The 9,156-nt window shown below is 69.7% G+C and carries 10 protein-coding genes; 8 read left to right on the top strand and 2 right to left on the bottom strand.

Annotation, left to right across the window (positions count from 1 at the left end):
- Positions 1–128: 128 nt before the first annotated feature.
- Positions 129–449 (bottom strand): WhiB family transcriptional regulator, encoded by a 321-nt coding sequence (locus tag ACIHAO_RS10915; RefSeq protein WP_007031108.1) that lies wholly within the window; start codon positions 447–449, stop codon positions 129–131.
- A 230-nt stretch (positions 450–679) separates the two neighbouring features.
- Here ACIHAO_RS10915 and ACIHAO_RS10910 point away from each other — a divergent pair, with 230 nt between their 5' ends.
- The 5 genes from ACIHAO_RS10910 (at position 680) to ACIHAO_RS10890 (ending at position 5,076) form a co-directional block, all read left to right on the top strand.
- Entirely contained in the window at positions 680–1,594 is a 915-nt protein-coding gene (locus ACIHAO_RS10910) for a MerR family transcriptional regulator (protein WP_396557168.1), read from the top strand.
- Positions 1,595–1,603: 9 nt separating this feature from the next.
- Positions 1,604–2,440, top strand: a complete 837-nt coding sequence (locus ACIHAO_RS10905; protein WP_396556740.1) for a hypothetical protein — start codon at positions 1,604–1,606, stop codon at positions 2,438–2,440.
- 140 nt (positions 2,441–2,580) lie between these two features.
- Positions 2,581–3,177, top strand: coding sequence for a response regulator transcription factor (locus ACIHAO_RS10900; protein ID WP_003073605.1), 597 nt, complete (start codon positions 2,581–2,583; stop codon positions 3,175–3,177).
- A gap of 381 nt (positions 3,178–3,558) precedes the next feature.
- Positions 3,559–4,131, top strand: a complete 573-nt coding sequence (locus tag ACIHAO_RS10895; protein WP_037314832.1) for a sigma-70 family RNA polymerase sigma factor — start codon at positions 3,559–3,561, stop codon at positions 4,129–4,131.
- A complete protein-coding gene (locus ACIHAO_RS10890; RefSeq protein ID WP_396556738.1) occupies positions 4,132–5,076 on the top strand; it encodes an anti-sigma-D factor RsdA in 945 nt (314 codons plus the stop codon). It abuts the gene before it with no gap.
- A 115-nt stretch (positions 5,077–5,191) separates the two neighbouring features.
- Here ACIHAO_RS10890 and ACIHAO_RS10885 read toward each other — a convergent pair whose 3' ends face one another.
- Positions 5,192–5,578, bottom strand: coding sequence for a DUF5319 domain-containing protein (locus tag ACIHAO_RS10885; protein ID WP_125788872.1), 387 nt, complete (start codon positions 5,576–5,578; stop codon positions 5,192–5,194).
- A 135-nt stretch (positions 5,579–5,713) separates the two neighbouring features.
- Between ACIHAO_RS10885 and guaB the strand changes: the two genes are divergently transcribed.
- The 3 genes from guaB (at position 5,714) to ACIHAO_RS10870 (ending at position 9,073) form a co-directional block, all read left to right on the top strand.
- Positions 5,714–7,225: an IMP dehydrogenase gene (gene guaB, locus ACIHAO_RS10880; RefSeq protein ID WP_125788873.1), complete on the top strand. Its 1,512-nt coding sequence runs from the start codon at positions 5,714–5,716 to the stop codon at positions 7,223–7,225.
- Positions 7,226–7,306: 81 nt separating this feature from the next.
- Complete coding sequence (locus ACIHAO_RS10875) at positions 7,307–7,777, top strand: DUF3574 domain-containing protein (RefSeq protein ID WP_396556735.1); 471 nt, start codon at positions 7,307–7,309, stop codon at positions 7,775–7,777.
- Positions 7,778–7,939: 162 nt separating this feature from the next.
- Positions 7,940–9,073, top strand: coding sequence for a GuaB3 family IMP dehydrogenase-related protein (locus tag ACIHAO_RS10870; protein ID WP_125788875.1), 1,134 nt, complete (start codon positions 7,940–7,942; stop codon positions 9,071–9,073).
- Positions 9,074–9,156: the final 83 nt, after the last annotated feature.

Raw genomic sequence — 9,156 nt, 5'->3', positions numbered from 1 at the left:
CTGGAGCCCCGCCTGCGCGGCGGGGTGTTGTTGGTGGGTGTGTTCTCTGCGGTCGTGCTGCCCCCCCCCCCCGCCCGCCCCCCCCCCCCCCCCCCCCCCCCCCCCCCCCCCTCGCCGACTCGGCCGGATCAGCCGTTCGACATGCTCAATGTGCGTTTGTCCGCCTTGATGATGTGCTCGCGTTCCGATTCCGACAGTCCGCCCCAGATCCCGTACGGCTCGTGCACGGCGAGTGCGTGGTTCCGGCACATGGCCAGTACCGGGCAGGCCAGGCACACGGCTTTGGCCCTCGCCTCGCGGCGGGCTCTGGCCGGCCCGCGCTCGCCGTCAGGGTGAAAGAAGGACGCGCTGTCCATGCCTCGGCACGACCCTTCGAGCTGCCAGTCCCATACATCCGCGTTGGGCCCCGGGAGCCTGCGTGTGTCCGCCATCCTGACCGCCTCCGTCATCCGGTCGAAGCGTTTACCTGCTCTGCTGCGCTGCGGATACTCCATTCGGTGCAACGGCGGTAACGTTAGAAGCGCGCCAATACTTGTTCAAGAGATTCAAGACGATTCAGCCGTTAGGCATCCCCCGGATGTGTGAGCGGTACTTTCCGTTCCGGTTGCCCCGGTCCCTGCCTGCCTGGATATTGGGTCGAGTGGGATCTCGGATCAGCAGTGAAGAACCCACCCTGCCGGTGGCCTCGGTCGCTCGCCGGCTCGGGGTCGCACCGTCCACCCTGCGCACCTGGGACCGCAGATACGGCGTAGGACCGAGTCGCCACACCAACGGCCGTCACCGGCGCTACGGCAGCTCCGACATCGGCCGCCTCGAACTGATGCAGCGCGCGTTGCTCCGCGGCGCCTCGACGGCCGAAGCGGCGAAGTACGCGCTTGAGCAGATGCCCCGGACGGCGACCGAACCTCCGGAGACCGTCGAGGTCCAAGTGGAGGAGCGCGCCACCGCGCCGCCCGCCGAGGATCACGACGTCCCGTCCCGGCTCGCCAGGCGGTTGAGCACGGCCGCGCTCGCGATGGACTTCGGCGCGGTGCAGCGCATGCTCGCCGACACGATCCGCGAACTCGGTGTGCTGCCCGCCTGGACCGGCGTCGTGTCGCCGGTCCTGACGGCGCTCGGCGCGCGCTGGCGCGGTGTCAGCGCCGGGGCGGAGGTCGAGTACCTGCTCGCCGAGTGTGTGTACGCCGCCCTCGTCCGCGCGACGCCGGTGCTCCGCGAGCCACGTAACCAGCGGCCGGTCCTGCTGACCTGCGTGCCGGACGAGCGCGACAACCTGCCCATGTACGCGCTCGCCGCGGCGCTCGCGGGACGCCGGATCGGTGCCCAGCTGTTCGGCGCCTCCCTGCCCGCGGAGGTGCTCGCGGTGACGGTCCGCCGCAGTGTCCCGGCCGCTGTCGTGCTGTGGTCGGGACGGCATGCGACCGCGGATCCGCGTCTGTTCGCCAGGGTCTCGCGCGGCCGTCAGCGCAGCAGGATGTTCGCCTGCGGTCCGGGCTGGGATCCCGCCACGCTCCCGGACAAGATCGAACTGCTCGGCGAACTGACGACCGCCGCCGACCGGATCGAGCACGTTCTTGTCGGTGCGAGGCGATAGAAAGGACGCATGGAAGCGTCCTTGCGGTCCGCCGCGTTCGGCGACGGCGTGCCGCCGAGTTCCTTCGCGGTGCCCGCGTCGCCTCGCGGACGGCTGCTGGCCGCGATCGGGCTCGGTGCCCGCGGCCGGTACGCGGCCGCGGCCACGCTGCTGAACGGTTTGCGCGCGGGCAAGGATCCGGTGGTCGCGTCGCTGGCCGCGAGCACGCTGGCGTCACATCGACGGCAGCTGGGCGGGCACGCGGCGGCGCTCGTCCTCGACGGTGAAGCGCTCGCGCTGGTGATCTCGGAGCCAGACGGTGAACCCGACCCGGACGGTCTGGACGCCGAGGGCGCGCGGGCGGACGCGCTCCTCGGTCTCGCGGCGGACAACCTCGGGCGCGGCAGGCTGACCGCCGCCCGGCGGCTGCTGGCCCGTGCGGGCGCGCACACCGGCAACTGGCGGACCCGGACCAGGGCCGGTTGGGTGGGCGCGGAAATCGAACTGGCGAGTAACATTTCCCATGCGGGGATCGCACCTGCGGAAATGGCGTTGGAAACGGCGCGGGCGAGGGGTGCGTCCCGGCACGTCGTCAAATCACAGCTTGTACTCGGCGTGACGATCGTGAATGCCGGTTCCGCTGAGCGGGACCAGGCGAAAGCGCTGGTCGAGAGCGCTCGTGAAACCGCCGAGAAATACGAAATCAATTCACTTCTGTGGGTGGCGTGCCTGGTGTCGGCCGACTTCTCGGCAGGACACGCCGATGAGTATCGATTCAGAGGGGCCGAACTGTTGCACGCAGTGTTACGGCACGCAGATCCTTGCGGGAGGCGGCTCGCACGGGAATCTCCGTGGGTCCCCCGCTGAGGGCGTCTAGCCTGTTGGAGGGCCCATTCCGGCAACCGGGCTAAGAACTTTCAAAAAAAGCCACCGGATCGTGTCAAGGTTCGGGCTAAAGCGTCCGATAGGGGAAGTGGAATGTCACCCGGCTGCAGGAAGGAAACCCCGTGACGACGGTCTTGATCTGCGACGACCGACGCAGTGTCCGCGAAGGGCTCACTCGAGTGATGTCCGCGGTCCCAGGGGTCAGTCGCATCGACTGCGTAGCGCACGGTGACGAGCTGCTGGCCCGGTACTCCCGTCAGCCGGTCGACGTCGTGCTGGTCGGAACCCAGCGCGCTGTCCCGACTGGCGTCGAAGCCACCCGGCGGCTCGTCTCGGCGAACCCCCAAGCGAACGTGATCGTGTTCGGCGCCCCGGACGATGCGGGCAGCATCGCCGCCGCCATCGCCGGCGGTGCCCGCGGCTACCTGCGTTGGGACGCCTCGCGTCCCGAGCTGGTCGCCGCACTGGCCCACACGCTCGCCAGCACCTCGGTGCCGGCGCCGCGTCAGCCGTCCGACCCCGGCGTCCAGCTCACCGAGCGCGAGCTTCAGGTGCTTCGTGGGATGAGCCAGGGCAAGAGCAACGGACAGATCGGCCGCGAGCTGTACCTGTCCGAAGACACCGTGAAGACCCATGCGCGCCGCTTGTTCCGCAAGCTCGGCGTTCGGGACCGCGCACAGGCGGTCGCCCACGGATTCCGCCGTGGGCTTGTTTCCTGACAACGCTTTCTTGCTTTCATCGCTGAGATTGCACAACGGGTGACGAACGGGCCGGGGGTGTACCCCTGGCCCGTACCTGTGTTCCCCGTCACGCTTCGCGCATTTATCCTCACCGCTCGGGCACGCTGGCCCGAGCGTGTCCACCTCAGGGTGGACCGTCGTACCCCACTGCGTTCCAGCTCGTTGAAAGTTCGACTACGAGCGGAGGGAACCAGGAAGACCCGGGTTCAGCGCGCTCGCCGGAAGGGCGGCGCGCCGATGACGGCCGTCAGCGAAGGCGGCGGGCCCGGGCGGTACGGTAGCTGTCACCGGTAGTGGTCTCCGAAGTCACACGCCGGACTCTTTGCACGCCTATACGTAACACTGGGACTGTTGTCTGCGATGGCCAATGTGGGGGACGGACTGGATGAGCCGGTCGCCGCTGCTGTTGAGGGTGATCCTCAAGCGGTCGAGCGGTTGCTGGCGGCCATCCGTCCTTTGGTAGTGCGGTACTGCCGCGCTCGGGTTGGCAGGCAGGAGCGTTCGTTCGCTTCCGCAGACGACGTTGCTCAGGAGGTGTGTCTCGCGGTGCTCACGGCATTGCCTTCGTACCGTGATCAGGGCCGCCCGTTCCTGGCCTTCGTCTACGGGATCGCCCAGCACAAGGTGGCCGACGCGCATCGCGCCGCGGCCCGTAACCGTGCCGAGCCGGTCGCCGAAGTCCCCGACGAGATCGAGGGCGGCGTCGGCCCCGAGCAGCGTGCCCTCCAGGGCGAGCTGAACGAGCGCATGTCGCAGCTGCTGCGTGTACTTCCCGACAAACAGCGTGAGATCGTGGTCCTGCGGGTGGTCGTGGGATTGTCCGCCGAAGAGACGGCCGAGGCCGTGGGGTCCACCCCCGGCGCCGTCCGGGTGGCCCAGCATCGCGCCCTCGCGCGCCTACGTAAGGTTCTGGCCGCTGAGGAGGTGATCTGAGTGACCGATCGCGACCATCGGTTCTCCCCCGGGACCGATCGTGAACTGACGGCTTTCGAAAGAGGGCTGACGCCCTCGGAAGCAGAGTTCGCAGCTGATCTTTCGGCCGTCCAGGCCGATGACGCGTTGCTCGACGCCCTTGGTGGCTCGGATCCGAAGATGGCCGACGACCTCGGCGATCAGGAGCTGAACGCGCTGCTGCTGGCTTGGCGGCGTGACATCGACAGCGAACCGCTCGCGGAACTCGTCGACGTCGACACCGCCGTCGTCACCGTGAAGACCGCCGCGCTCGCCCGCAAACACGGGGGAAGACGCCGGCTGCTGGTCCCGGTGGCCGCCGCCGCGGCCGTCCTGGCCATCGCCTTCGCCGGTACCGGTCTCGCCGCGAAGGACGCGCAGCCTGGTGACACGCTCTGGGGACTGACCAAGGTGCTTTACGCCGACCACGCCCGGTCGGTCGAGGCCGCCGCGGCGGCCAAACTCGATCTCGAAAAGGCGAACCTCGCGCTCGCCGGTGGACGTCTCGACGACGCGCGCAAGGCGCTCGACGAGGCACAGGCCGCGCTGAGCCAGGTGACCGACGAAGAGAACCGCGACCAGCTGCTCGAACAGCACCGCCAGCTGAGTGCTCAGCTGCAGAACCCCGGGCAGCAGCCGCTGCCGCCGGATCAGCAGTCACCGTCGCAGACCCCGGTCGCGACCACGCCTCCGCCCAGCCCGCAGCCGACCGCTCCGCCGACGTCGCTGCCCGGAGGCGGCAACCCCGGCACGAGTCTGCCGGGCACCACGACTCCTTCGCCGACTCCGCCGACCTCGTCCAGTGAACCGCCGCCCCCCACGACGTCGACGACACCGCCGGCCTCGGGGAACGATCCCGGTGGCTCGCGGAACGAGCCGACACCCGGTGCCGGAGCGCAGGCGCCCGCCGCGGGCGAGACGACGTAGCACCCCGAATACGCCGAAGGGCCTGGTGAGATCGCTCTCACCAGGCCCTTTTGTTATGCGTCTCAAATCGCGTTTAGCCCGCTGAAGTCGCTCGACTTCAGCGGGCTAAACGCGATCAGTAGGCGCTCTCGTTGGCGGTGACACCGTCCGCGAACCCGCGGCAGTAGTCCCAGCTCACGTAGTCACCGGGGTTCGGATCGAACGCGGGCTCGTGCGGTCGCATCCGGCCGTCGGCGAGCAGCTGTTCGAGACTGGCGCGCAGCAGATGCCAGTCGTGGTAGTGGGGTTCGTCGCATTCACCGCAGTCGACCACGATCCCGCGTACTCCGCGCGGTTCGAGAAGCGCCTGGTAGACGGCGAGATCGGAGAGGTCGGCCAGCAACTCGGTGCGCTCGTCGTCGCTGATCGGCTCATCGAGCCGGTCAGCGTCGTCGATGAACGCGCGGGCCGGGTCGTCCGGGTCATCCGCGAACGGGTCTGGGGGCAACGCATCTTGCGGCACGCCTGCACGCTACCGGGCGCCCACCCGGGCCGGGCGGCCGCCCGGCCCGGATATCATGAGGGGCAGGCCCTCGCCGTGATGCCAACAGCCACGGCGGCCCCCATTAGTCACCGCTAGGAAGGCCGTTCGCCTGCTATGACCAGCGACAGCGTCACCGCCCCCGTCCCGAGCAAGTTCGCCATGCTCGGGCTGACCTTCGACGACGTGCTGCTGCTGCCGGCCGAGTCCGACGTGGTGCCCAGTGCGGTCAGCACCCGCACCCGGCTCTCCCGCAACGTCACCCTGAACATCCCGCTGGTCTCCGCCGCCATGGACACGGTCACCGAAGGCCGGATGGCGATCGCGATGGCGCGCCAGGGCGGAATGGGCGTGCTGCAGCGCAACCTGCCGATCGACGACCAGGCCGCCGCCGTCGAGGTCGTGAAGCGCTCCGAAGCCGGCATGGTGACCGACCCGGTCACGTGCTCGCCCGAGGACACCCTCGCCGAGGTCGACGCGCTGTGCGCGCGGTTCCGGATCTCCGGTGTGCCGGTGACGGACGCGGCCGGAAACCTGGTGGGCATCATCACCAACCGCGACATGCGGTTCGAGGTCGACCACACCCGCCCGGTGCATGAGGTGATGACGAAGCCGCCGCTGGTCACCGCGCAGGTCGGGGTCACCGCGGAGGCCGCGCTCGGCTTGCTGCGCCGCCACAAGATCGAGAAGCTGCCGATCGTCGACGGGGCGGGCAAGCTGCGCGGGCTGATCACGGTCAAGGACTTCGTCAAGACCGAGCAGTACCCCAACGCCTCCAAGGACACCAACGGCCGCCTGATCGTCGGTGCCGCCGTCGGCGTCGGCCCGGACGGCCACAAACGCGCGATGGCGCTGGCCGACGCCGGGGTCGACGTGCTGATGGTGGACACCGCGCACGGGCACTCCCGCGCCGTCGTCGAGACCGTCGCGCTGCTGAAGAAAGAACTGGGCGACACCGTCGACATCGTCGGCGGCAACGTCGCGACCCGGGCCGGCGCGCAGGCGCTGGTGGAGGCGGGCGCGGACGGGATCAAGGTCGGCGTCGGCCCCGGTTCCATCTGCACCACCCGCATCGTCGCCGGGGTCGGCGTGCCGCAGATCTCCGCGATCTACGAGGCCGACCAGGCGGCGCGCCCGGCCGGGATCCCGGTGATCGGCGACGGCGGCATCCAGTACTCGGGTGACATCGCGAAGGCGATCGCGTCCGGCGCGTCCACCGTGATGCTCGGCAGCCTGCTCGCGGGCACCGCCGAATCGCCCGGTGACCTGATCCTGGTCAACGGCAAGCAGTTCAAGACCTACCGCGGCATGGGTTCGCTGGGCGCCATGCAGTCGCGCGGCCAGGCGAAGTCCTACTCGAAGGACCGCTACGCGCAGGACGACGTGCTGAGCGAGGACAAGCTGGTCCCCGAGGGCATCGAGGGGCGGATCCCGTTCCGCGGGCCGCTCGCGAACGTCGTCCACCAGCTGGTGGGCGGGCTGAGGTCGGGCATGGGGTACGCGGGCGCGTCGACGATCCCCGAGCTGCAGGAGGCGCAGCTGGTGCGGATCACCGCGGCCGGGCTCAAGGAGAGCCACCCGCACGACATCACGATGACCGTCGAGGCGCCGAACTACACCACCCGGTAGTCCGCCCTTTAGGACACTTACGCGTTCGGTTCCGTTCTCGGGAGACTTGGTCCGCTGATCAAGTCTCCCTGGGAGGAACCGATGTCCTTTACTTCGCGGCGCACCGCGCTGGCCGTCTTCGCCGCCGCTGCCCTCGGGCTCGGCGGCGGGGTGGCGGCTTCCGCCGTCCCCACCGCTTCCGCCGCGCCTTCCGCACCCGAGGCCGCCGCTCTCCAGGCGTCACCGGGTGAGCTGTGGAAACGAACCGAGCTGTACTTCGGCACGACGAAGCCGGGCGGCGGGGAGCTGACCGACGCCGAGTTCGCCGCGTTCACCGACAAGGCCGTCACGCCGAGGTTCCCGGACGGGTTCACCGAGCTGACCGGACGCGGCCGGTGGCGCGGTTCGGACGGGGCGATCTCGCGGGAGAGGTCGAAGGTGATCATCGTCGTGTACCCGTTCAGCGACCGTGACGCGAACCGCGAGATCGAAGAGATCCGGACCGACTACAAGAAGGCCTTCTCGCAGGAATCCGTCCTCCGGACCGACTCCGTGGAGAAGGTCTCCTTCTGACCCTCTCCACCCCCGGAGCGCCTTTAGCGGGCTAAACGTGAAACAGGTGGGGTATGTGGGGCCGGTGTGACTTCGGGCCCGGTTCGGGTGCCCCGTGCGCAGGTCACCCACGCGGCCTAGCGACAATGGGGTGTAACGGTCGTCGGTGAGAAGGGACTTGACGTGCGGGATCTGGTCGAGATCGGCATGGGCCGCACCGCGCGGCGGGCGTATGACCTCGATGACGTGGAGATCGTGCCGTCGCGGCGCACCAGGTCGTCGTCGGTCGTGTCCACCGCCTGGCAGATCGACGCGTACCGGTTCGAGCTGCCGCTGGTCACCCACCCCACCGACGCGATCGTGTCGCCGGGAACCGCGGTGGCCGTCGGCGAGCTCGGCGGGCTGGGCGTCCTCAACGCCGAAGGGCTGTGGGCGCGGCACCCGAACGTCGAGGACGCGATCTTCCGCCTCGTCCGGGCGGCCGAGGACACCGAGGACCCGACCGCGATCGTGCGTGAGCTGCAGGAACTGCACTCCGCCCCGATCCGGCTGGACCTGTTGTCCGAGGCGATCAAGACCGTCCGCGAGTCCGGGGTCACGGTGGCCGCGCGGGTCAGCCCGCAGCACGCCGCCGAGCTCACGCCGGACCTGCTCGCGGCGGGTGTCGAGATCCTGGTCGTGCAGGGCACGATCATCTCCGCGGAGCACGTCCAGCGTGACGTCGAGCCGCTGAACCTGAAGGACTTCATCGGACGGCTCGACGTCCCGGTGATCGCGGGCGGCGTCAGCGACTACCGCACCGCGATGCACCTGATGCGCACCGGCGCGGCAGGCGTCATCGTCGGCCACGGGGCCAGCCGCGGCGTGACGAGCACCGACAGCGTGCTCGGGATCGGGACGCCGATGGCGACCGCGATCGTCGACGCCGCGGCCGCGCGCCGCGACTACCTCGACGAGACCGGCGGCCGGTACGTCCACGTGCTCGCCGACGGCGGGATGAGCGTGTCCGGTGACATCGCCAAGGCCATCGCCTGCGGTGCCGACGCGGTCATGCTGGGTGCGCCGCTGGCCGCCGCCTCCGAGGCGCCGGGGCAGGGGCTGTACTGGACGTCGGCGGCCGCGCACCCGTCGCTGCCGCGTTCGCGCGTGGCGCTGGGCCCGGACTACGCCGTCGACCTGAAGACGCTGCTCTTCGGGCCATCCTCGGACGCCGAAGGCGTCGTGAACCTCTTCGGCGCGCTTCGCCGCGCGATGGCGAAGACGGGCTACTCGGACCTGAAGGAGTTCCAGCGGGTCGGCCTGACCGTTCGCCGCTGATGCTCGCTCCCCGGCCCGGATCGCGTTTAGCCCGCTAAACGCGATCCGGGCCGCTTTGCGTTCACGTGCCTCAGGTGTCACAG

Source organism: Amycolatopsis sp. NPDC052450 (assembly GCF_044547565.1).
Classification (GTDB): Bacteria; Actinomycetota; Actinomycetes; order Mycobacteriales; family Pseudonocardiaceae; genus Amycolatopsis.
This window is presented reverse-complemented; position numbering and strand designations above follow the sequence as displayed.